At 55.7% G+C, this 23131-nt stretch carries 25 protein-coding genes and 1 other annotated feature; of the genes, 16 read left to right on the top strand and 9 right to left on the bottom strand.

All coding sequences use genetic code 11. From position 1 onward, the window contains the following. Positions 1-177: 177 nt before the first annotated feature. The gene (gene topA / locus LA04_RS07950; RefSeq protein WP_047651111.1) at positions 178-2775 is read right to left on the bottom strand and encodes a type I DNA topoisomerase; all 2598 of its coding nucleotides are present in this window, start codon (positions 2773-2775) and stop codon (positions 178-180) included. Positions 2776-3174: 399 nt separating this feature from the next. Here topA and LA04_RS07955 point away from each other — a divergent pair, with 399 nt between their 5' ends. Then, positions 3175-3426, top strand: coding sequence for a YciN family protein (locus tag LA04_RS07955; protein ID WP_023312072.1), 252 nt, complete (start codon positions 3175-3177; stop codon positions 3424-3426). 34 nt (positions 3427-3460) lie between these two features. Here LA04_RS07955 and sohB read toward each other — a convergent pair whose 3' ends face one another. Then, positions 3461-4507, bottom strand: a complete 1047-nt coding sequence (gene sohB, locus LA04_RS07960; protein ID WP_047651112.1) for a protease SohB — start codon at positions 4505-4507, stop codon at positions 3461-3463. Between the two features lie 251 nt (positions 4508-4758). Here sohB and LA04_RS07965 point away from each other — a divergent pair, with 251 nt between their 5' ends. Together LA04_RS07965 and cobO are read left to right on the top strand one after the other, a co-directional pair. Further along, entirely contained in the window at positions 4759-5520 is a 762-nt protein-coding gene (locus tag LA04_RS07965; RefSeq protein ID WP_047651113.1) for a YciK family oxidoreductase, read from the top strand. Next, the gene (gene cobO / locus LA04_RS07970) at positions 5517-6107 is read left to right on the top strand and encodes a cob(I)yrinic acid a,c-diamide adenosyltransferase (RefSeq protein ID WP_047651114.1); all 591 of its coding nucleotides are present in this window, start codon (positions 5517-5519) and stop codon (positions 6105-6107) included. Before LA04_RS07965 ends, cobO begins: the two co-directional genes overlap by 4 nt. A 35-nt stretch (positions 6108-6142) precedes the next feature. Here the strand turns inward: cobO and rluB are convergent, their stop codons facing one another. The 3 genes from rluB to rnm all read right to left on the bottom strand — a co-directional run bounded on the left by rluB (position 6143) and on the right by rnm (position 8613). Next, the gene (rluB, locus tag LA04_RS07975; protein WP_023312076.1) at positions 6143-7018 is read right to left on the bottom strand and encodes a 23S rRNA pseudouridine(2605) synthase RluB; all 876 of its coding nucleotides are present in this window, start codon (positions 7016-7018) and stop codon (positions 6143-6145) included. Positions 7019-7114: 96 nt separating this feature from the next. After that, positions 7115-7735, bottom strand: coding sequence for an L-threonylcarbamoyladenylate synthase (locus LA04_RS07980; RefSeq protein ID WP_003856793.1), 621 nt, complete (start codon positions 7733-7735; stop codon positions 7115-7117). Beyond that, on the bottom strand, positions 7732-8613 hold the full coding sequence (gene rnm / locus LA04_RS07985) for an RNase RNM (RefSeq protein WP_047651115.1): 882 nt from the start codon (positions 8611-8613) through the stop codon (positions 7732-7734). Before rnm ends, LA04_RS07980 begins: the two co-directional genes overlap by 4 nt. Positions 8614-8752: 139 nt before the next feature. Between rnm and trpL the strand changes: the two genes are divergently transcribed. The 8 genes from trpL (at position 8753) to yedF (ending at position 17046) form a co-directional block, all read left to right on the top strand. Next, the gene (gene trpL, locus LA04_RS25220) at positions 8753-8797 is read left to right on the top strand and encodes a trp operon leader peptide (protein ID WP_106993556.1); all 45 of its coding nucleotides are present in this window, start codon (positions 8753-8755) and stop codon (positions 8795-8797) included. After that, positions 8774-8867: a sequence feature (Trp leader region), on the top strand. (Overlaps the previous gene by 24 nt.) Positions 8868-8890: 23 nt before the next feature. Continuing rightward, positions 8891-10453, top strand: a complete 1563-nt coding sequence (locus LA04_RS07990) for an anthranilate synthase component 1 (RefSeq protein ID WP_047651116.1) — start codon at positions 8891-8893, stop codon at positions 10451-10453. Continuing rightward, positions 10453-12048 carry a bifunctional anthranilate synthase glutamate amidotransferase component TrpG/anthranilate phosphoribosyltransferase TrpD gene (trpD, locus tag LA04_RS07995; protein ID WP_047651117.1) on the top strand — a complete coding sequence of 532 codons (1596 nt, stop codon included), beginning with the start codon at positions 10453-10455 and terminating at the stop codon, positions 12046-12048. Before LA04_RS07990 ends, trpD begins: the two co-directional genes overlap by 1 nt. 3 nt (positions 12049-12051) lie before the next feature. Further along, a complete protein-coding gene (trpCF, locus tag LA04_RS08000; protein ID WP_047651118.1) occupies positions 12052-13410 on the top strand; it encodes a bifunctional indole-3-glycerol-phosphate synthase TrpC/phosphoribosylanthranilate isomerase TrpF in 1359 nt (452 codons plus the stop codon). 10 nt (positions 13411-13420) lie between these two features. Beyond that, positions 13421-14614 carry a tryptophan synthase subunit beta gene (gene trpB / locus LA04_RS08005; RefSeq protein ID WP_047651119.1) on the top strand — a complete coding sequence of 398 codons (1194 nt, stop codon included), beginning with the start codon at positions 13421-13423 and terminating at the stop codon, positions 14612-14614. Then, positions 14614-15423 carry a tryptophan synthase subunit alpha gene (gene trpA / locus LA04_RS08010; protein ID WP_047651120.1) on the top strand — a complete coding sequence of 270 codons (810 nt, stop codon included), beginning with the start codon at positions 14614-14616 and terminating at the stop codon, positions 15421-15423. Before trpB ends, trpA begins: the two co-directional genes overlap by 1 nt. Positions 15424-15604: 181 nt before the next feature. After that, the gene (gene yedE, locus LA04_RS08015) at positions 15605-16816 is read left to right on the top strand and encodes a selenium metabolism membrane protein YedE/FdhT (RefSeq protein WP_047651121.1); all 1212 of its coding nucleotides are present in this window, start codon (positions 15605-15607) and stop codon (positions 16814-16816) included. Then, positions 16813-17046: a sulfurtransferase-like selenium metabolism protein YedF gene (yedF, locus tag LA04_RS08020; RefSeq protein ID WP_003856774.1), complete on the top strand. Its 234-nt coding sequence runs from the start codon at positions 16813-16815 to the stop codon at positions 17044-17046. The genes yedE and yedF overlap by 4 nt, the downstream gene beginning before the upstream one ends. A gap of 155 nt (positions 17047-17201) precedes the next feature. Here yedF and LA04_RS24635 read toward each other — a convergent pair whose 3' ends face one another. Both LA04_RS24635 and ompW read right to left on the bottom strand, forming a co-directional pair. Then, on the bottom strand, positions 17202-17411 hold the full coding sequence (locus tag LA04_RS24635) for a hypothetical protein (RefSeq protein WP_161785589.1): 210 nt from the start codon (positions 17409-17411) through the stop codon (positions 17202-17204). A 145-nt stretch (positions 17412-17556) separates the two neighbouring features. Next, positions 17557-18189: an outer membrane protein OmpW gene (ompW, locus tag LA04_RS08030; RefSeq protein WP_023312086.1), complete on the bottom strand. Its 633-nt coding sequence runs from the start codon at positions 18187-18189 to the stop codon at positions 17557-17559. 283 nt (positions 18190-18472) lie between these two features. Between ompW and LA04_RS08035 the strand changes: the two genes are divergently transcribed. The 4 genes from LA04_RS08035 to yciA all read left to right on the top strand — a co-directional run bounded on the left by LA04_RS08035 (position 18473) and on the right by yciA (position 20741). Continuing rightward, a complete protein-coding gene (locus LA04_RS08035; protein WP_047651122.1) occupies positions 18473-18877 on the top strand; it encodes a YkgJ family cysteine cluster protein in 405 nt (134 codons plus the stop codon). 25 nt (positions 18878-18902) lie between these two features. Beyond that, complete coding sequence (locus tag LA04_RS08040) at positions 18903-19646, top strand: YciC family protein (protein WP_047651123.1); 744 nt, start codon at positions 18903-18905, stop codon at positions 19644-19646. Positions 19647-19701: 55 nt separating this feature from the next. After that, positions 19702-20241 (top strand): septation protein A, encoded by a 540-nt coding sequence (locus LA04_RS08045; RefSeq protein ID WP_023312088.1) that lies wholly within the window; start codon positions 19702-19704, stop codon positions 20239-20241. 104 nt (positions 20242-20345) lie between these two features. Next, on the top strand, positions 20346-20741 hold the full coding sequence (gene yciA, locus LA04_RS08050; protein WP_008502796.1) for an acyl-CoA thioester hydrolase YciA: 396 nt from the start codon (positions 20346-20348) through the stop codon (positions 20739-20741). Between the two features lie 38 nt (positions 20742-20779). Here yciA and tonB read toward each other — a convergent pair whose 3' ends face one another. Continuing rightward, complete coding sequence (gene tonB, locus LA04_RS08055) at positions 20780-21502, bottom strand: TonB system transport protein TonB (protein ID WP_047651124.1); 723 nt, start codon at positions 21500-21502, stop codon at positions 20780-20782. 220 nt (positions 21503-21722) lie between these two features. On the opposite strand from tonB, the gene LA04_RS08060 reads away from it, so the two are divergent. Next, entirely contained in the window at positions 21723-22019 is a 297-nt protein-coding gene (locus LA04_RS08060; protein WP_023327637.1) for a YciI family protein, read from the top strand. Positions 22020-22048: 29 nt separating this feature from the next. Here LA04_RS08060 and LA04_RS08065 read toward each other — a convergent pair whose 3' ends face one another. Next, positions 22049-22981 (bottom strand): bifunctional helix-turn-helix transcriptional regulator/GNAT family N-acetyltransferase, encoded by a 933-nt coding sequence (locus tag LA04_RS08065; protein ID WP_047651125.1) that lies wholly within the window; start codon positions 22979-22981, stop codon positions 22049-22051. Positions 22982-23131 lie beyond the last annotated feature (150 nt).

A 23131-nucleotide genomic window follows, 5' to 3' on the forward strand; every position in this document is an offset into this window, starting at 1 on the left:
CCGATTTAGCGCATGCGGTCAATCGCTTAAGACGATTTAATAATAAGAAACTGGTTAACTATAACCACTATATCATTTATAGCCTGACTGTATAGTACGGAACAAAAAATAATAACAAGGCAATAAAAAAGGGCCGGAAATCCGGCCCTTTTACAGGTAAGTTACGGTAAGGGAAGATTATTTCTTGCCTTCAACCCATTTGCCATCGACAAAGAAGGCTGACCATCCGGTCGCTTTACCCTCTTTCTCGGCCGCAACATACTGCTGCTTAGTTTTACGGCTAAACCGTACCACGGTTTTATTGCCTTCCGGATCCTGCTGTGGCGCATCGGCCAGATAACGCAGTTTCTCAGGCAGACGATCGCGGAAGCGATGCAGCTCTTCCACCAGCGGCGCGCGCGTTTCACGCGATTTCGGGAAGGTGTTGGCGGCCAGGAAGACACCTGCGGCACCATCACGCAGCACGAAGTACGCGTCGGATTTCTCGCACGGCAGTTCTGGCAGCGGAACCGGATCTTCCTTCGGAGGAGCCACTTCGCCGTTACGCAGAATTTTGCGCGTGTTTTTACACTCGTCGTTGGTACAGGCCATGTACTTACCGAAACGCCCCATTTTCAGGTGCATTTCAGAGCCACACTTCTCGCACTCCACAATCGGCCCGTCATAGCCTTTAATGCGGAACTCACCCTCTTCGATCTCATACCCGTCACACGTTGGGTTATTACCGCAAACGTGCAGCTTACGTTTTGGATCGATCAGGTAGCTGTCCATTGCCGTGCCGCATTTTTTGCAGCGGCGTTTGGCACGCAGAGCGTTTGTTTCCGCATCATCACCTTCCAGCACGTTGAGCACTTCGTTCTCAGGCACCAGGTTGATAGTGGTTTTGCAGCGCTCTTTTGGTGACAGGGCATAGCCGGAGCAGCCAAGGAACACGCCCGTGGTTGCGGTGCGGATCCCCATCTTGCGGCCGCAGGTTGGACAGTCGATGCTGGTCAGAACCATCTGGTTTGGCAGCATACCGCCCTCTTCAGGGTCTTTTTCCGCTTTTTCAAGCTGGTCGGTAAAGTCGCTGAAGAAGCTGTCGAGGACCTTTTTCCATTCCGCCTGATGGCTGGCAACCTGGTCGAGGCTGTCTTCCATTTGCGCGGTGAAATCGTAGTTCATCAACTCGCGGAAGTTTGCTTCCAGACGGTCAGTGACGATCTCACCCATTTTTTCCGCATAGAAACGGCGGTTTTCAACGCGCACGTAGCCACGGTCCTGAATGGTCGAGATGATGGATGCGTAGGTCGATGGACGACCAATACCGCGTTTTTCCAGCTCTTTCACCAGGGACGCTTCACTGAAGCGCGCAGGCGGCTTGGTGAAGTGCTGTGCCGGAACCAGATCGACAAGTGACAGCTCGTCACCTTTGTTTACGGCAGGCAGCGTTCTGTCTTCATCACCTTTACGCAGCGCAGGCATCACCTTCGTCCAGCCGTCGAAACGCAGGATACGACCGCGCGCTTTGAGACGGAACTCGCCCGCGCCAACGGTCAGCGTGGTGGAGTCATACTGCGCTGGCGTCATCTGGCACGCCACGAACTGGCGCCAGATCAGCTGATACAGCTTCTGCGCGTCGGCTTCCATGTCTTTCAGCGATTCCGCTAACACCGAGACGTCAGAAGGACGAATCGCTTCGTGCGCTTCCTGGGAGTTCTCTTTGCTGGCGAACTGGTTAGCGCTTTCCGGCAGGTATTTCTTACCGAAGTTGTCGCTGATGTAGCCACGCACCATGTTGACCGCGTCCTGGCTCAGGTTGGTTGAGTCGGTACGCATATAGGTGATGTAGCCCGCTTCATACAGGCGCTGAGCCATCATCATCGTCTTCTTCACGCCATACCCCAGACGCGTGCTTGCAGCCTGTTGCAGCGTGGAGGTAATAAACGGCGCACCTGGCTTGCTGCTGGTCGGTTTGTCTTCACGTTCCAGCACCTGATAACGTGCTTTTTCCAGCAGCGCGACGGCGGCCATGGTCTGGTCGCGGTTTTCCGGACGGAAAGGCTTGTCGTTGTGATGGCTCACCTGCAGCGGCAGAGCGTCACCGCCCGGCGTGGTCACATTGGCATCGACTTCCCAGAACTCTTCCGGCACGAAGGCTTTAATTTCGCGCTCACGCTCAACGACCAGACGCACGGCGACGGATTGCACACGCCCTGCGGACAGGCCACGGGCAATCTTCTTCCACAGCAGTGGAGAGACCATGTAGCCCACAACGCGGTCCATAAAGCGACGTGCCTGCTGTGCGTTTACGCGGTCAATGTTCAGTTCGCCCGGCTTCTCAAATGCCTGACGAATCGCATTCTTCGTAATTTCGTTAAACACTACACGGCTGTAGCGTTTGTCATCACCACCGATCACTTCCCGCAGGTGCCACGCAATGGCTTCCCCTTCGCGGTCAAGGTCGGTTGCGAGATAGATGTGGTCTGCTTTTTCAGCAAGCTGCTTCAGCTCGTTAACGACTTTTTCTTTCCCGGGCAGCACTTCATATTGTGCATCCCAGTTATGCCATGGGTTTACACCCATGCGGTTGACAAGCGCGCTACGTTCATCCTTTTTAGGCTTTTTAGCCCCTTTGGTGGAGGTAGAGTCTGCGCTCTTTTTGCTGGCTGAGCCACTGGTCGGCAAATCGCGGATATGACCGACGCTGGACTTAACCACGTAGTCATTACCCAGATACTTATTGATCGTTTTGGCTTTTGCCGGGGACTCAACGATGACGAGAGCTTTACCCATATTCACCTTTACCTAATTTAATTCTTCCAGGAATACGCCGCACGTTGATTTCCCTTCCGCTGACGACGCGCCAATGATATTGCGACTGCGTCAGGAGATATCAACCCCTTTGACTTACCGGACGTTAATGAGAATACGCCCAGGTGATTGAGTTTTCGGGTATTTTTCTCACATCTCGTGTAATTCGTGACGAATTCCCGGTTGAATGTCAAGCAATTCTGTTGCCAGAATGACGAAAGCGCACACTCTACCTGATAAAATTCGTTACGCAACTTTATTAGCATGCAAAAGCAGATCCCGCCAGCCAGGACCCTGCACCTTATCCCCTCACATTACAGGGAAAATTTGCCCCCAAAGCGCCCTCGGCGTAGACTATTGTCACTGTTTAAGGAGTGGATTATGCAGAATACGACCCAACCTATTGACCGAGCCTCTCTGCTTATCGAAGCAAACAAGCTTATCCGTGACCATGAAGATACGCTGGCGGGCATTGAAGCCACCGGCGTAGAGCAGCGTAATGGTGTGCTGATTTTCAGCGGCGAATACTTCCTTGACGAACAGGGTTTACCGACCCCGAAAAGCACCGCCGTGTTTAACATGTTTAAATACCTGGCGCATACGCTTTCCGAGAAATATCACCTGGTCGATTAATGCAAAACGCGAGGCATATGCCTCGCGTTTTTGTTTACAGCAACGGTTTTTGTCCGCGCTGTAGCCAGCGCAGCAGCAGGCGGTCCGCGCTTTCTGCGGCACTGTTGGTAAAGCGGTCAAGGAGTCGCTTACGCTGGGTAAAGCGCACGCCCACCAGTTCCCGGCCTTCCATCAGATTGAGCAGCAGATCGTCGCTGGTTCCGACTTCATCCACCAGCCCTTTCTCCTGCGCCTGGACGCCGTACCAGTGCTCGCCCGTCGCGACCTGTTCAATATCGAGCGTTGGGCGCATACGGTGTACAAAATCTTTAAAGAGATGATGCGTTTCGTTGAGATCTTCGCGGAACTTTTGACGCCCTTCTTCCGTGTTTTCCCCCAGCAGCGTCAGGGTACGTTTGTACTGACCCGCCGTGTGAAGTTCGATATCAATCTCTTTATTTTTCAGGAAGCGGTTAAAGTTCGGAATTTGCGCGACCACGCCGATCGAGCCAATAATGGAGAACGGCGCGGCAACAATTTTGTCCGCCACGCAGGCCATCATGTAGCCACCGCTCGCCGCCACTTTATCCACCGCCACGGTCAGCGGGATCTGTTTTTCACGCAGGCGCTGCAGCTGTGAGGCGGCCAGTCCGTAACCGTGAACCACCCCGCCCGGGCTTTCAAGACGCACGACAACCTGATCCTGTGGTGTCGCCACGGCCAGAACGGCAGTCACTTCTTCCCGCAGAGAAGACACTTCATGCGCATCCATACTGCCTTTAAAATCGAGCACATAGACGCGTGGCGTGGCCTTATCCTGCGGCGCATTGAGCTTTGCTTTTGCCTTTGCCGCTTTGGCTTCCTGTTTATGCTTTTTCTTCTGCGCTTTCTGCCAGAGCTTCTGTTGATGACTATCAAGCAGCGCCAGAGACATCTCTTCCTGCATCTCTTTATACTGCTCGCTCAGGCGGGTGATGCGTAACTCCCCACGCTGACGCTTGCGCTGCGTCAGGTTGACAATCAGAACGGCTACCACCGCAATGGCAACCACCACCGTCGCGATTTTGGCCAAAAACAACCCATATTGAGAAACTAATTCCACGCGTTCCACCTTGATTTAACCACGAATCTTTCACGGCAGTGTACAACAGCCCTGCCCATGCGTCTCGCTCGTGACATTACCTCTGCGAGCCGCCTTCAGGAATCCCCGGACTGGAGTTTAAATATTTGCAAATTGTTAATTTTACAGTAATGCGTCCTGTAGACTGATTGAATTATCAGACGAATTCGGGCATAAAGCCGAAAAGTCATTATAAAGGCGCCATTGCGTCACCGGTCGCCTGAGGAGTCACCGTGCATTATCAACCGCAAAAAAATCTGCTGCAAAACCGGATTATTCTTGTCACCGGTGCCAGCGACGGGATTGGCCGCGAGGCAGCCCTGACATACGCCGAGTACGGCGCGAACGTTATTCTGATAGGGCGCAACGAAGAAAAACTGAAAAACGTCGCTCAGGAGATTGAGGCCGTATGCGGCACGCCGGCCCCGTGGTATACGCTCGATTTACTGGCCTGCACGCCCGCGGAGTGCCAGGAATTAGCCCAGCGCATCAGCGCTCACTATCCGAGACTCGACGGCGTGCTGCATAACGCCGGTTTGTTAGGTGAAGTGCGTCCGATGGATGAACAGGATCCGGATATCTGGCAGCAGGTGATGCAGGTTAACGTCAACGGCACGTTTTTCCTCACGCAGGCATTGCTTCCTTTATTACTCAAATCCGAGTCTGGCTCACTGGTCTTTACCTCCTCCAGCGTAGGTCGCGAGGGGCGCGCAAACTGGGGTGCTTATGCCGTATCAAAATTCGCCACCGAAGGCATGATGCAGGTGCTGGCGGAGGAGTATCAGAGCCGTCATCTTCGCGTGAACTGCATCAACCCGGGCGGTACGCGCACCAAAATGCGCGCCAGCGCGTTCCCGAGCGAAGATCCGCAGAAGCTGAAAACCCCGGCAGACATTATGCCGCTCTATCTCTGGCTGATGGGCGACGACAGCCGCCGCAAGACTGGGATGACCTTTGATGCCCAGCCGGGCCGTAAACCGGGAATTTCGCAATGAGTGAAGAACGTCATCAGCAGCGCCAGCAGCGTCTGAAAGAACAGGTCGATGCGCGGGTCGCGGCGGCACAGGACGAACGTGGGATCGTCATCGTTTTTACCGGCAATGGAAAAGGGAAAACCACCGCCGCATTCGGCACGGCGACACGCGCCGTCGGTCACGGGCAAAAAGTGGGCGTGATCCAGTTTATTAAAGGCGAATGGCCCAACGGTGAACGGAATTTGCTTGAGCCTCACGGCGTTGAGTTTCAGGTGATGGCGACCGGGTTTACGTGGGATACCCAGAACCGGGAAACGGATACAGCCGCCTGTCTCGCCGTCTGGGAGCATGCAAAGAGAATGCTGGCCGATCCCTCGCTGAATATGGTTCTGCTGGATGAGATCACCTATATGGTCGCCTACGACTACCTGCCGCTGGAAGCCGTGCTGGATGCTCTGAAGAATCGTCCTGTACACCAGACGGTTATCGTCACGGGGCGCGGGTGTCATCGGGATATTGTTGAGATGGCCGATACCGTCAGCGAGTTGCGTCCGGTCAAACACGCGTTTGATGCGGGCATCAAAGCGCAAATTGGAATTGATTACTAAAGAAAAAAGCCCGGTGCGTTGACCGGGCTTTTATATTAACCGTTGTTGTTACGGCTGCCGGAGCGGCGGCTGCTGCTCACCTGGCTGTGTCGCTTCACCGCGCGACGGATCTGATTCGCCTTCATGCGACGACGATCTTTTTCCACCGCCACTTTTGAGGTGGTTTCCGGCGTCAGGCCGACAAGCTCGCGCAGGTAGTTGGTTTGGGTCAGATCCAGTTCGGTATACCCACCGCGCGGCAGACCTTTCGGCAACAGAATGTCGCCGTAACGGACGCGGATCAGGCGGCTCACCTGGACGCCTACCGCTTCCCAGAGACGACGCACCTCGCGGTTACGGCCTTCGGTCAGGGTCACGTTGTACCACTGGTTAATGCCTTCCCCACCGGTAAACTTGATGGTTTTGAACGCCGCAGGACCGTCTTCCAGCTGAACGCCACGCGACAGATCGCGCAGTTTATTTTCGTCAACCTGGCCAAATACGCGCACCGCGTATTCACGTTCCACTTCGCGACTTGGGTGCATCAGACGGTTTGCCAGTTCACCATCGGTGGTAAACAGCAGCAGACCGCAGGTGTTCACGTCCAGACGACCGACGGCAATCCAGCGAGCGCCACGCAGTTTAGGCAGACGGTCAAACACCGTCGGGCGACCTTCCGGGTCGTTGCGGGTGCACAGCTCGCCTTCTGGCTTGTAATAAGCCAGCACGCGGCAGATCTGTTCAGCGGACTCTTTCACGGAGATAAGATGACCGTCGATGCGGATCTTCAGCCCCGGTACGATTTCTACGCGGTCACCCAGCGTGGCGATTTTACCGTCCACACTCACGCGGCCCGCTTCAATAATGGCTTCGATTTCACGGCGTGAACCGTGGCCGGCACGCGCCAGCACTTTCTGTAACTTCTCGCTCATTGAGCTTCCTCAGGTGTCGCCTTCACAGGCGTCGAATCAGGTCAAAAGAGGGCTGAGCCCTGCTTTGATGGCCGCGTAGTATATCTGCTTATACCTTTACAAGAAAGGCTTTACATCACCCACGCCTTCACGAATCACTTCCGGTGCATCTTCGGTTAAGTCGACCACGGTGGTCGGCTGCTGGCCGAGGTAGCCGCCGTGAATAATCAGCTCGACCACCTTCTCCAGACGATCTTTGATCTCTTCCGGATCGGACTCGGTAAACTCGCTGCCCGGCAGCATCAGTGAGGTAGAAAGCATCGGTTCGCCGAGGGTTTCCAGCAGCGCCTGCGCAATCGGGTTAGACGGCACGCGCATGCCGATGGTTTTACGTTTTTCCTGCAGCAGTCGACGCGGTACTTCCTTCGTGCCCTTCAGGATGAAGGTGTAGTTGCCCGGCGTGTTGTTCTTAATCAGGCGAAACGCCACGTTATCAACATACGCATAGGTCGACAGCTCAGAGAGATCGCGGCACATCAGAGTAAAGTTATGGCCGTCCGGCAGCTGGCGAATACGGCAAATGCGCTCCATTGCCCCTTTATCTTCAATTTTGCAGCCCAGCGCGTAGCCTGAATCGGTCGGGTAGACAATCACGCCGCCTTTGCGGACGATCTCCACGGCCTGGTTAATCAAACGTGGCTGCGGGTTATCCGGATGGATATAGAAAAACTGACTCATACTTCCCTCTCTTCAATTTGCTGCGGCTGTTCCCAGAGCTGCCAGACCGGCTCAACGCCAGCGGGCAGCCAGAGCTTGCGCCCCAGTTCGATCCACGCACAGGGCTGATGGAAATCAGACCCCTGAGACCCAACCAGGCCGAACTGGCGGGCATAGGTCGCGAGCTGCGCGCGCTCGTTGGGCGCCTGCTGACACTGGGCGACTTCCATCGCCTCGCCACCGCATTCGGCAAAGTGTGCCAGCAGCCTTTTCAGCCATTTAGCAGAAAGATTATACCGCCCCGGATGGGCCAGCACGGCCTTACCGCCAGAATGATGAATCACATCAATAGCTTGTTTTATTGTACACCACTGTGGTGGAACGTATCCGGTTTTCCCGCGCGCCAGATACTTTTTAAAGACATCCGCCATGTTCGTCGCTTTGCCGGCTTCAACCAGAAAACGGGCGAAATGACCGCGGGTGACCGCCCCGCCGTTCGCCATCTTTTGTGCGCCTTCCAGCGCGCCCGGAATATGCGCCTTTTCCAGACGCTCGCCGATCATCTCTGCGCGCTGATTGCGGCGCGTTTTTTGTTCTTGCAAAAAAGCCGTAAGTGCCGGATGGTCTATATCGATATTCAGGCCAACAATATGAATCTCATGATTTTCCCAGACGGTCGAGATCTCGACGCCGGACACCAGATTCAGCGCCAGTCCGCTGCGGGCAATCTCGGCGCGCGCCGCCGGAATGGCATCTGTCGTATCGTGATCGGTTATCGCCAGCGTGCCGACGCGCATTTCAACGGCGCGATGAACCAGGGCTTCGGGTGTCAGCAGGCCGTCAGAGGCCTGAGTATGGCTATGTAAATCATAAATAATGGCGTAGGTGGTATCGCTCAAAGCACTTCCCGTAACAGGTTGGAGACATCCGAAAGCACCATGATACCGACTTAACGCGAAATTCTGAAATCAAGGGTTGACAACTGGCCATCGAACTAGTTAACTAGTACGCAAGTTCACACGAGAAAGGTATCTGAAAATGACAGCACATTTCACTCTGCACGGCTGGTGGCGCACTTCCTGATCTTCGGGCAGTGTCACGCGTCTGCGAAATGCAAACAGATACCCGCCCGCTAACCAGCGGGCTTTTTTTTGAACAAAATATGAGAACAACAACATGCAAACAGCCAAACCTCATCTCGAACTGTTGACCTGCGAGGCGGCCTATCGCCACAACCCGACCGCGCTGTTTCATCAGGTGTGCGGGGCTCGTCCGGCAACGCTGCTGCTTGAGTCTGCGGATATCGACAGCAAGGACGATCTCAAAAGCCTGCTGCTGGTCGACAGCGCGCTGCGCATTACCGCTTTAGGTGACACTGTCACAATCAAGGCATTATCAGACAATGGCGCATCGCTGCTGCCGCTGCTGGATGCCGCCCTGCCGTCAGGCATTGAAAATGAACGTCACCCGGAAATGCGTATTCTGCATTTCCCGCCGGTGAGCCAGCTGCTGGACGAAGACGCGCGCCTCTGCTCCCTGTCCGTTTTCGATGCCTTCCGCCTGCTGCAGAACCTCGTCACCGTGCCGGAAGACGAGCGAGAGGCGATGTTCTTCGGCGGGCTGTTTGCTTACGACCTGGTTGCCGGTTTTGAAGATTTGCCGGAAACCGAGCAGGGTAATCGCTGCCCGGACTATTGCTTTTATCTGGCCGAAACCCTGCTGGTGATCGACCATCAGAAACAATACACCCGCATTCAGGCCAGCCTGTTTACGCCTTCAACTGCTGAGAAAGACCGTCTTGAGCATCGTATCGCTCAACTGCAGCAGCAGATGACGGAAGCGCCGCCCGCGCTGCCGGTGCAGCGTGTAGAGAAAATGACCTGCGACGTTAACCAGACCGACGATCAGTACGGCGCCGTGGTTCGCCAGATGCAAAAAGCGATTCGCGCCGGGGAAATTTTCCAGGTCGTGCCGTCCCGTCGCTTCTCACTGCCCTGCCCGTCTCCGCTGGCAGCCTACGACGTGCTGAAGAAAAGCAATCCCAGCCCGTACATGTTCTTTATGCAGGACAACGAATTCACGCTGTTCGGCGCCTCGCCGGAAAGCTCGCTGAAATATGACGCCACCAGCCGTCAGATTGAGATCTACCCGATTGCCGGTACCCGTCCGCGCGGACGTCGCGCCGATGGCTCGCTGGACCGGGATCTGGACAGCCGCATCGAGCTGGAGATGCGTACCGACCACAAAGAACTCTCCGAGCACCTGATGCTGGTTGACCTGGCGCGTAACGATCTGGCACGCATTTGTACTCCCGGCAGCCGCTACGTGGCGGACCTGACCAAAGTCGACCGCTATTCGTTCGTGATGCACCTCGTCTCCCGCGTGGTCGGCGAGCTGCGCCACGATCTGGACGTGCTGCACGCCTATCGCGCCTGTATGAACATGGGCACCCTCAGCGGCGCGCCGAAAGTACGCGCCATGCAGCTGATTGCCGCCGCCGAAGGACGCCGTCGCGGCAGCTACGGCGGCGCGGTGGGTTACTTCACCGCCCACGGCGATCTCGATACCTGCATCGTAATCCGCTCCGCCTATGTCGAAGACGGGATTGCCACCGTCCAGGCGGGTGCCGGGATTGTTCTTGATTCCGTTCCGCAGTCTGAAGCTGACGAAACGCGCAGTAAAGCCCGAGCGGTCCTTCGCGCCATTGCTACCGCACACCATGCACAGGAGATTTTCTGATGGCTGACATTCTGCTGCTCGATAATATCGACTCCTTTACCTACAACCTGGCAGATCAGCTGCGTGCGAATGGCCATAACGTCGTTATCTATCGCAACCACGTTCCGGCCCAGACCCTGATTGACCGCCTGGCCACCATGCAAAATCCTGTGCTGATGCTCTCCCCGGGGCCAGGCGCACCGAGCGAAGCGGGCTGTATGCCGGAGCTGCTGACCCGTATGCGCGGCAAGTTGCCGATAATCGGCATCTGCCTCGGTCATCAGGCGATTGTGGAAGCCTACGGCGGCTACGTCGGACAGGCGGGTGAGATCCTGCACGGTAAGGCGTCCAGCATTGAACATGACGGCCAGGCAATGTTTGCCGGGCTGCCGAATCCGCTCCCGGTCGCGCGCTACCACTCGCTGGTCGGCAGCAATATTCCCGCCGGGCTGACGATCAACGCCTCGTTTGAAGGGATGGTAATGGCGGTACGTCACGACGCGGATCGCGTTTGCGGGATGCAGTTCCATCCGGAATCGATCCTGACCTCCCATGGCGCCCGTCTGCTCGAGCAGACGCTGGACTGGGCGTTACAGAAGCTGGAGCAGACCAACACCCTGCAGCCGATTCTGGAAAAACTCTACCAGGCGCAGACCCTGAGTCAGCAGGAGAGCCATCAGCTCTTCTCCGCCGTGGTTCGCGGTGAGCTGAAGCCTGAACAGCTGGCGGCCGCGCTGGTGAGCATGAAGGTGCGCGGCGAAAGCCCGCAGGAAATCGCCGGTGCCGCCACGGCCCTGCTGGAAAATGCCGCCCCGTTCCCGCGCCCGGACTATCAATTTGCGGATATCGTCGGTACCGGCGGTGACGGCAGTAACAGCATCAATATCTCCACCGCCAGCGCCTTAGTGGCGGCGGCGTGCGGTTTGAAGGTCGCGAAGCACGGTAACCGCAGCGTTTCCAGCCGGTCAGGCTCGTCCGATTTGCTCGCGGCATTCGGCATTAATCTCGATATGAACCCCGAGCGTTCCCGCGAAGCGCTGGATGACCTGGGCGTCTGCTTCCTGTTTGCGCCGAAGTATCACACCGGTTTCCGCCATGCTATGCCGGTTCGTCAGCAGCTTAAAACCCGCACGCTGTTTAACGTGCTTGGCCCGCTGATTAACCCGGCGCACCCGCCGCTGGCGCTGATTGGCGTTTACAGCCCTGAGCTGGTGCTGCCGATTGCCGAGACGCTGCGCGTGCTGGGTTACCAACGTGCCGCCGTGGTGCACAGCGGCGGTATGGATGAGGTTTCTCTTCATGCGCCGACGCTGGTGGCCGAACTGCGCGACGGTGAAATCCTCAGCTACCAGCTTGAAGCCGCTGACTTTGGTTTAACCCCGTATCATCAGGAAGCGCTGGCTGGCGGGACGCCGGAAGAAAACCGTGACATTCTCACGCGCTTATTACAAGGTAAAGGAGAGGTCGCCCATGAGGCCGCCGTTGCTGCCAACGTCGCCATGCTGATGCGTTTGCACGGTGAGGAAGACCTGAAGGCCAACGTTCAAAAAGTTCTGGATGTACTGCGCTCCGGTGCAGCTTACGATCGCGTTACCGCACTTGCGGCAAGAGGGTAAAGAATGCAGACCGTTTTAGCGAAAATCGTTGCCGATAAGGCCATCTGGGTGGAAGCCCGCAAGCAACAGCAGCCGCTTGCCAGTTTCCAGAATGACGTCGTCCCGAGCAGCCGTCGTTTCTATGACGCCCTGCGGGGTACGCGCACCGCGTTTATTCTTGAGTGCAAAAAAGCGTCCCCGTCCAAAGGCGTTATTCGTGACGATTTCGACCCGGCGCGTATTGCCGGCATTTATAAGCATCATGCGTCAGCCATCTCCGTGCTGACGGATGAGAAATATTTTCAGGGCAGCTTCGATTTTCTGCCCATCGTCAGCGGCATCGCGCCGCAGCCGATCCTGTGCAAAGACTTTATTATCGACCCGTATCAGATTTGGCTGGCGCGCTTTTACCAGGCCGACGCCTGCCTGCTTATGCTCTCGGTGCTCGACGACGAGCAGTATCGCCAGCTTTCCGCCGTGGCGCACAGCCTGAACATGGGCGTTCTGACCGAAGTGAGCAACGAAGAAGAGCTGGAACGCGCGATTGCGCTGGAAGCCAAAGTGGTCGGCATTAACAACCGTGATCTGCGTGACCTGTCGATTGACCTTAACCGTACGCGCCAGCTGGCGCCGCGTCTGGGGTCTGGCGTTACGGTGATCAGCGAATCCGGCATTAACAGCTACGCCCAGGTGCGCGAGCTGAGCCACTTCGCCAACGGATTCCTGATTGGCTCCGCCATGATGGAACATGACGATCTCAATGCGGCTGTGCGTCGCGTGTTGCTGGGTGAAAACAAAGTCTGCGGCTTAACCCGCGAACAGGATGCTCAGGCCGCGTATGAAGCCGGGGCGATTTACGGCGGGCTGATCTTTGTGGACTCCTCTCCTCGCGCGGTCAGCGAAGAGCAGGCGCGTAAGGTCATCGCAGCGGCTCCGCTCAGCTACGTGGGCGTTTTCCGCAACGCAGATATTGCAGACGTTGCGGCGAAAGCCGACGCGTTATCCCTGAGCGCGGTGCAGCTCCACGGCGATGAAGACCAGAGCTATATCGATGCCCTGCGCGCCGCGCTGGCACCGCAGGTACAGATCTGGAAAGCGCAACGCGTTGACGATACGTTGCCCCCGCGTAACCTGAATCACGTGGATAAATACGTCCTCGATAACGGCCAGGGCGGAACCGGCCAGCGTTTTGACTGGTCTCTGCTGAACGGCGAAAAGCTGGACAACGTTCTGCTGGCGGGCGGATTAAGCCCGGACAACTGCGTAGAAGCCGCCAAAACCGGCTGCGCAGGCCTCGATTTCAATTCAGGCGTAGAGTCCCAACCGGGTATCAAAGATGCCAGCAAGCTGGCCTCGGTTTTTAAAACTCTGCGTGCATATTAAGGAAGAGAAGATGACGACATTACTTAACCCGTATTTTGGTGAGTTCGGCGGGATGTACGTCCCGCAAATCCTGATGCCCGCGCTGCGCCAGCTGGAAGAAGCGTTTGTCAGCGCGCAGAAGGATCCTGCGTTTCAGGCGGAATTTACCGACCTGCTGAAAAATTACGCCGGTCGTCCAACCGCGCTGACCAAATGCCGCAATCTGACGGAAGGCACCAAAACCACGCTGTATCTGAAGCGTGAAGACCTGCTGCACGGCGGCGCGCATAAAACTAACCAGGTGCTGGGCCAGGCGCTGCTCGCGAAGCGTATGGGCAAAACCGAAATCATCGCCGAAACCGGTGCGGGCCAGCACGGCGTGGCCTCTGCGCTTGCCAGCGCCTTGCTCGGTCTGAAATGCCGCATCTATATGGGGGCGAAAGACGTTGAGCGCCAATCTCCGAACGTCTTCCGCATGCGTCTGATGGGGGCAGAAGTGATCCCGGTGCACAGTGGCTCCGCGACGCTGAAGGATGCCTGTAACGAAGCGCTGCGCGACTGGTCTGGCAGCTATGAAACCGCACACTATATGCTTGGTACCGCGGCTGGCCCGCACCCGTTCCCGACTATCGTGCGCGAATTCCAGCGCATGATCGGTGAAGAGACCAAAGCGCAGATCCTCGAAAAAGAGGGTCGCCTGCCGGATGCGGTGATCGCCTGCGTTGGCGGCGGATCTAACGCCATCGGCATGTTCGCAGACTTTATCGACGACACCAGCGTGGGTCTGATTGGCGTCGAGCCAGCCGGTCACGGCATTGAATCGGGTGAACACGGCGCGCCGCTGAAGCATGGCCGCGTGGGGATCTACTTCGGGATGAAATCCCCGATGATGCAAACCGATGAGGGCCAGATTGAAGAGTCTTACTCTATTTCTGCCGGCCTCGACTTCCCGTCCGTCGGGCCGCAGCATGCGTATCTGAACAGGACCGGTCGCGCGGACTATGTCTCCATTACCGATGATGAAGCGCTGGAAGCCTTTAAAACGCTGTGCCGCAGCGAAGGGATTATCCCGGCGCTGGAGTCTTCCCACGCCCTGGCGCACGCGCTGAAAATGATGAAAGACAATCCGGAAAAAGAACAGCTGCTGGTGGTGAACCTTTCCGGCCGCGGTGACAAAGATATCTTCACCGTTCACGATATTCTGAAAGCACGAGGGGAAATCTGATGGAACGCTACGATAACGTATTTGCAGAACTGAAATCCCGCCAGGAAGGCGCGTTCGTTCCCTTCGTCACCCTGGGCGACCCGGGCCCGGAACAGTCGCTGAAGATTATCGACACCCTGATTGAAGCCGGCGCCGACGCGCTGGAGCTGGGGATCCCGTTCTCTGACCCGCTGGCAGATGGCCCAACCATTCAGAATGCGACGCTTCGCGCGTTTGCCTCCGGTGTGACGCCGACCCAGTGCTTCGAGATGCTGGCGGCGATTCGCCAGAAGCACCCGACCATTCCGATTGGCCTGCTGATGTACGCCAACCTGGTGTTCAACCGCGGTATCGATGAGTTTTACGCCGAGTGCGCGCGCGTGGGCGTCGACTCCGTTCTGGTGGCAGACGTGCCGGTTGAAGAGTCCGCCCCGTTCCGTCAGGCGGCGATGCGCCATAACGTCGCCCCGATTTTCATCTGCCCGCCGAACGCCGATGACGAACTGCTGCGCCAGATTGCCTCTTACGGACGCGGGTATACCTACCTGCTCTCCCGCGCGGGCGTGACCGGTGCCGAGAATAAAGCGGCGTTGCCTCTGCATCATCTGGTGGAGAAGCTGGCCGAGTACCATGCCGCGCCGCCGCTGCAGGGCTTCGGGATCTCTTCTCCGGATCAGGTCACCGCGGCAATTGACGCGAAGGCTGCGGGTGCCATCTCCGGCTCCGCGATTGTGAAGATCATCGAGAAGAACGTGGACAAGCCAGAGCAGATGCTTGCCGAGCTGAAAGCGTTCGTAACGTCAATGAAAGCGGCGACGCGTAAAGCCTGACCCCTCTACCGTCTGGCATCCCTGCCAGACGGTTCCCCTTCCTTCCCCACCTTCTACAACGGATTACCTCAAAATTGATCCCGTCGATATTTTCGGCGTTAATGGCTTTCCATTCTGGCGTGCAAGCGTATGATCTGGACTCTTTTTTATCTCTAATCCTTCTGAGTTCAGAGGCTTATTCATGTCATGGCAATACTTCAAACAGACTTACCTGGTTAAGTTCTGGTCACCTGTCCCGGCCGTTATCGCGGCAGGCATTCTCTCTACCTACTATTTCGGCATCACCGGCACCTTCTGGGCCGTGACCGGCGAGTTCACCCGCTGGGGTGGTCAATTGCTACAGCTCGCAGGCGTACATGCCGAGGAGTGGGGTTACTTTAAACTCATCCATCTGGACGGCACACCGCTCACCCGCATCGACGGGATGATGATCGTCGGCATGTTCGGCGGCTGTTTCGCGGCGGCGCTGTGGGCAAACAACGTTAAGTTGCGGATGCCCAAAAGCCGCATTCGTATAATGCAGGCGGTGGGCGGCGGTATCATTGCCGGGTTTGGCGCCCGTCTGGCGATGGGCTGTAACCTGGCCGCTTTCTTTACGGGGATTCCTCAGTTTTCGCTTCACGCCTGGTTCTTTGCTGTCGCCACGGCCATCGGCTCTTACTTCGGTGCAAAATTCACCCTGCTACCGCTGTTCCGCATTCCGGTGAAAATGACAAAAGTCAGCGCAGCGTCTCCGTTAACCCAGAAGCCGGACCAGGCGCGTCGTCGTTTCCGCCTCGGTATGCTGGTCTTTTTGGCTATGGTCGCCTGGGCGCTTTGCACTGCGATGAATCAGCCCAAACTCGGCCTGGCGATGCTGTTCGGCGTGGGTTTTGGTCTGCTCATTGAACGCGCGCAGATCTGCTTTACCTCCGCGTTTCGCGATATGTGGATCACCGGCCGTACGATGATGGCAAAGGCGATTATCGCCGGGATGGCGGTCAGCGCCATCGGCATCTTCAGCTATGTTCAACTGGGCGTCGAACCGAAAATCATGTGGGCTGGCCCTAACGCCGTGATCGGCGGCCTGCTGTTTGGCTTCGGGATCGTGCTGGCTGGCGGGTGTGAAACCGGCTGGATGTACCGCGCCGTCGAAGGCCAGGTACACTACTGGTGGGTGGGTCTGGGAAATGTTATCGGCTCGACGATCCTGGCGTACTTCTGGGACGATCTCTCCCCGGCGCTGGCCACGAGCTGGGATAAGGTCAACCTGCTGAGCACCTTCGGCCCCCTCGGCGGCCTGCTGGTCACCTACGCCCTGCTGCTGGTGGCTTTTTTACTGGTTGTCGCACAGGAGAAACGCTTCTTCCGCCGCGCAAGTGTTAAAACAGAAACCCAGGAGAATGCTGCATGAAAGAGATCGTGCCCGATTACCGTCTGGATATGGTCGGTGAGCCCTGCCCTTATCCGGCTGTTGCCACGCTTGAAGCCCTACCGCAGCTCAAAAAAGGGGAAATTCTGGAGGTGGTTAGCGACTGTCCGCAGTCCATCAACAATATTCCGCTGGATGCGAAAAACCACGGCTACACGGTGCTGGATATCCAGCAGGATGGCCCGACCATTCGCTATCTGATTCAAAAATAATCGCTAAGGGCCTCGTCGGGGCCTTTATCGCATTGAATTATAAGACATCTTGATCCACGGCAAAAACGCGATTTTTAACTTAAGTAAAATCTCATATCCCTTATGAAGGAGGTTTTCGCGGTTTGATGTATTTACGAGCTTTACTGGTTTTCGCCTTATTGATTCCCTTCCATGCGCTGTCCCTGAATTTCTCTTCCACCTTCCTGCGCCTTAATTGTCCGCAACGAGGACTTGTCGAGGTCATTCTGCACGTTTATGACCATACCCAGGAACGATGGCGCGGTCATTTTGAAACCGGCGCGGGACATAAACGTGCGGGTGATACCGAAATTATCCCGTTTGCCAACGGCGATATTCTCTTCCATTCCCTGTCCAGCGACGCTTTCAGCTATTTATATGATGGGGAAAAGATCCTGAGGCACTGCGTAAAGCTTGATGAGCGGCCGGTTTATCCGTCGTTTTGAAGTGAGCAAAGCAAACTGGCCACCCCGTGGCCAGTTTGACGGGGGATCAGAAACGATAACCCGCAGAGAACATAAAGACCCACGGATCCAGGCGAGTATTGATACTTTGCTGCTGACCGCCCGCCTTAAAGCGTACGTCCGTATCAATATCCATGTACCAGACCGAGGCGTTGATCAGCCAGTCGCGGTTAATCAGATAGTCCAGACCGACCTGCCCCGCCATACCCCACGAATCTTTCAGGCTGAGATCGGTCAGACCGGCCTCTTTACCGGTATCGTTAAACTTCTCGTCAAAGAAGGTGGTGTAGTTTACACCGGCGCCAATATAAGGACGCACCTTGCTGCTGGCATCGCCAAAGTACCATTGCGCCATCAGCGTTGGCGGTAAATGGTGAACCGTGGCGATATCACCCGTTGCGCCCAGACCCACGCGATGACGGAACGGCGTTGCAGCCAGAAGCTCAACACCAACGTTTTCCGTCGCCATATAGGTGAACGTTAACCCTAACTGGGTGTTATTACTGACGTTAAAACCGCCCATACCCAGCACGTTATCCGATCCTTCAGTCGGGCGAACCGTAGCCGAACCGGCACGAATAAAGAATTCGCCTGCTTCATGCGCGTACGCGCCGCCAGAGAGACTGCTTAATACAAGGGCTGCCACCGCTAATTTTTTCATATCCGCTCCATCGTTGTGGTTTTAATCGCGGATGAGAATATACTCACAAAATGAGTAATAAGTGATCTGCCACAGATCACATTAAAACCAGTAAGTTAACATTCATTGATCTGGGTTAATTTTTTGTGGCGTACCGAAAAGCAATAAGTTGTTTCCATGTCAATTTTTGGCATTTCACGGTTACAAAGTTTTCCCTTTTCCCCCTCTTGCTCTTCCTCTGACGGCTGGATAATTTATCGCTCTCACAAGTTGATTTGATGCGTTCTTCTTTAGCAGGTGTGCCATGAGTGATATCAACCCGTGCATGACGTGCGGAGCCTGTTGTGCGTATTTTCGAGTCTCTTTCTACTGGGCCGAAGCCAGCGATGGCGGCGGTACCGTTCCGGTTCATCTTACTGAGCCGTTAACGCCCTTTCTGCGCTGCATGAGCGGCACAAACCAAAAGCAGGCCCGCTGCGTGGCGCTACAGGGTGAGCCTGGGGTCTCTACCCGGTGTTCTATCTATGATGACCGGCCCAGCCCGTGCCGGGAATTTGCCATGTCGGGGGAAGATGGCCAGGTCAACGAAGCCTGCAATCGGGCCCGGGCGCGCGTTGGATTACCACCGCTTTACAAAGATATGCTTTTCCATACAAGCCTTGATGCTGCCACAGCAGGTGCATCCGGTGTACAATTGCCGGCTAATTAACACCTGCAATACTCAAGGAGAGTGCATGTCTATCACGGCGAAGTCTGTCTACCGTGACACGGGAAACTTTTTCCGCAATCAGTTCATTACCTTTTTACTGATCGCGTTGCTTTGCGCCTTTATCACGGTGGTGCTGGGCCATGCCTTCTCACCGAGTGAAGAACAGATTGCCAGCCTGAGCCAGGGCGACCATCTTGCGGGTAGCGTGGGGTTGTTTGAGCTGGTGCAAAACATGACGCCGGAACAGCAGCAAATCCTGCTGCGCGCTTCTGCCGCGTCAACGTTCTCAGGCCTGATTGGTAATGCGGTTCTGGCGGGCGGCGTTTTGCTGATGATTCAGCTGGTATCGGCGGGTCACCGGGTCAGCGCCTTACGAGCGATTGGTGCCAGCGCGCCGGTCTTACCTAAGCTGTTTATTCTGATCTTTTTAACCACCCTGCTGGTGCAGATGGGGATTATGCTGGTCGTGGTGCCGGGCGTACTGCTGGCTATCGTGCTCTCATTTGCCCCGGTGATGGTTGTGCAGGATAAGATGGGTATATTTACCGCAATGCGCAGCAGCATCAGGCTGGCATGGGCGAATATGCGTCTGGTGGCACCCGCCGTGATCGGCTGGCTGCTCGCCAAAACGCTCCTGCTGCTGTTTGCACCGAATTTTGCGGTATTAACGCCAAACGTTGGCGCCGTGGTGGCGAATACGCTGAGCAACCTGATTTCAGCGATACTGCTGGTCTATCTGTTCCGCCTGTATATGTTAATTCGTCAGTAATCCTGAGGCGGGGGCATCGCAGCCTCCCGCCCCGCTCAGAAGATGGAATCACAGAATGAAGCAGTTTCTTGATTTTTTACCGCTCGTGGTCTTTTTTGCTTTTTATAAGCTGTACGACATTTATGCCGCGACCACTGCGCTGATCGTTGCAACGGCTGTGGTGCTGATCTACAGCTGGGTTCGCTATCGTAAAGTCGAAAAAATGGCGCTGATCACCTTCGTCCTGGTCGCCGTATTCGGTGGGCTTACTCTGTTCTTCCACAATGATGAATTTATCAAGTGGAAAGTGACCGTCATTTACGCGCTGTTTGCGGGCGCATTGTTAATCAGCCAGTGGGTCATGAAAAAGCCGCTGATCCAGCGCATGCTGGGCAAAGAGCTGACGCTGCCTCAGGAAGTCTGGTCCCGTCTGAATATCGCCTGGGCGGTCTTCTTTATTCTCTGTGGTCTTGCCAATATCTATATTGCCTTCTGGCTGCCGCAGAATATCTGGGTCAACTTTAAGGTCTTCGGCCTGACCGCGCTGACGCTTATCTTCACGCTGTTAAGCGGCGTATACATCTATCGCCACATGCCGCAGGACGACAAGCACTGATTAATGACTGACCAGAACGTCTACGACAGGCGTTCTGGTCTATTCTCTCCGCTGTAAAATCATAGTAGCATCCCGCCTGAAGTCTTCCGTTACGAGTTAAAACAATGACAACAACTAACGCCCCGCAGGGCGAACTGGTTTTACGCACACTGGCAATGCCCGCTGACACCAATGCCAATGGCGATATTTTTGGCGGCTGGCTGATGTCGCAGATGGATATGGGCGGCGCAATTCTGGCAAAAGAGATTGCCCACGGACGCGTGGTGACTGTGCGAGTGGACGGCATGACCTTCCTGCGCCCGGTTGCGGTGGGAGATGTGGTTTGCTGCTACGCGCGCTGCGTCAAACGCGGCAACACCTCTATTTCAATCAACATCGAAGTATGGGTTAAGAAAGTCTCTTCGGAACCCATTGGGCAGCGTTATAAGGCCACCGAAGCGCTGTTTATTTATGTTGCAGTGGATAGCGAGGGTAAACCTCGTCAACTTCCGCAGGCCTGATTGACAGGCAAAAAAAAGCCTCCATCAGGAGGCTTTTTTTATTCCATTTGCGCCCCGCCATTCAGGCGGAAAACAATATTCACAATCAGTCCGTTGCCCGGTTTCCCGGCCTCATAGCGCCATCTGCGCATCGCCGATTTCACTTCGCGCTCAAACATATTAGAAGGCTGAGCGGACAATATTTCCACGTTATCCACGCGGCCATCGGCAGTAACGTCAAATTTAACCCGTACGCGGCCTTCAATACGTAAGGCCTGCGCTCGCGCCGGATACTGAGGCTGGTTGCGACTCAGCGCGCGCGGACCCGCAGGGGCACTGACTGTCGGCTTAGACGCGGTTGCGGTGTTATTCATCACCGGACGCGAAGGCGCCGCATTCTCCACCGTCTGGGTCGCGCGCGGTTCAACCGGACGTTCCTCGCGTTTCGGACGCTCCTCAACCTTCTTCACCGGCTTTGGCTTCGGCTTAGGTTTTGGCTTCGGTTCAGGCTTGTGGATTACCACCGGCGCTTCCTTCGGTGGAGGCGGAACAGGCTCGGGCTCAGGCTCCGGTTCAGCCACCGGCTGCGGCGGCGGAGGGGCAACCTGCGGCGGTTCGAGATCCGCTGGCGATACCATCGTCACGGAAATCGGCTGCGCGGGCGCGGGCATTTCAATAACCTGATGAACCGAGGTATACAGCAAACCCGCCACAACGGCACCGTGAATCACGACAGAAAGCAGCGTCGGCCAGGGAAAGCGGCGAGGTAAATCAAGGGTCATCGAAGTCATAATCATCAACGTTAAAAAACCGAACACTGATTTTAAATGCAAATAGCAATCATATTCAATAAGACACTTTGTTCTGACGCAACTTTAGCGCATGAGAGGCCAAAAAAGGCGCATTCAGATCAGGGTATTAACATTGTTTTTATTTTACATTGCAGTCGTTTGCCCTTTCACATAACGTAACTGACACTTTTACCGGTTAAGGAGCTTCGCCGTGTTTTACGTGATTTACTCTGAAGATGTTGCTGATTCGCTCGAAAAACGCCAGTCTGTGCGCCCTGCGCATCTGGCACGTTTGCAGCTGCTCCAGGATGAAGGCCGTTTACTGACCGCCGGCCCCATGCCCGCAGTAGACAGCAACGATCCGGGCGCCGCCGGTTTTGCCGGCTCCACTGTGATTGCTGAGTTTGAATCCCAGGAAGCCGCTCAGGCATGGGCTGACGCAGATCCGTATGTTGCCGCAGGTGTGTATGCGAAAGTAACGGTCAGACCGTATAAGAAAGTGTTCTGATACCAAAGCGGCTCCGAAAGGAGCCTTTTTTAGCGGCGGTTAGCGTCTTTATAACGGGTAAACTGCTGCTCTGTAATCAGGCTTCCCCACTGGTCGCCCTCCCACTCTTTGACGAGCGTAAATCCAAACGATTCGTATAAACGCCGTGCGGCGGTCAGCTTATTGAATGTCCAGAGATGTACGACAGAAAAACCAACGCTGTCGCAAAAGCGCATCGCTTCGGTCAGCAGCTTTTTCCCCACCCCGCGTCCCCGGCAGCCATCGTCAAGAATAAACCAGCGAAGATGGGCTTCACCCGGCGCTAAATCCTCGCCATCTATCGCCACTGACCCCACTATCCTGCCGTTCATCACCGCCAGCCAGATCTGGTTGCATGGCGTATCCAGGCGGTCACTAAATTCTGCAACCCCTGCGGCCACTTTGGCCTCAAAAAAGACCCCGTGCATCTCCGCGATACGGCCAATCATGCCGGGAATATACCCCTTAACTATCATGAGTTCGTCGGGGCGCGTGTCGCTGCCAGTCTCACGGCACGCCAGCAGCGCGTTGGCATAAAGGGTGAGTCCCTCAGAAATGGTCTGCTGCTGCGCAGGAGCCAGGCACTTTATTGCTGAGACCACTTGCTCATTGCTAAAAATATTAATTTTACTGACCGTCTCATGACCTTTCGCGGTCAGCCTGAGACTCTTCGCTCTCGCATCTTCAGCTGAAATTACCTCCTCGAGTTCGCCCGCAGCAATCAGGCGAGCGAGCATCCGGCTGACGCTGGACTTTTCCAGGCCCAGCAGCTGCACCAGCTGACTCGCCGTCATCTCTTTGCGTAAGGCGATTTCGACCAGGGTATGGACGGCCGAAGGTGAGTAATTCGTTGAGGCCAGGGTCGAGGCCATAAAGCCTAACTCGCGCACCATGAGGCGTGAGGAACGTCGAATAACACTGACTACTGGGGTTTCACTATGCATGTTATGCCCTCATCATTTAGTTGCACTATACAACTATCCGATGAGGGGTTGTCAAACATAATAAAAAAGGCTCCCTCAGGAGCCTTCTTAAAGTTCACAATATAATGAAATATAAGGATTTATTTCAGGTCACGTCCACATGTTGACCAC

Origin of the sequence: Enterobacter sp. UCD-UG_FMILLET (assembly GCF_000762975.1) — a bacterium.
Lineage (GTDB): Bacteria > Pseudomonadota > Gammaproteobacteria > Enterobacterales > Enterobacteriaceae > Enterobacter > Enterobacter dykesii.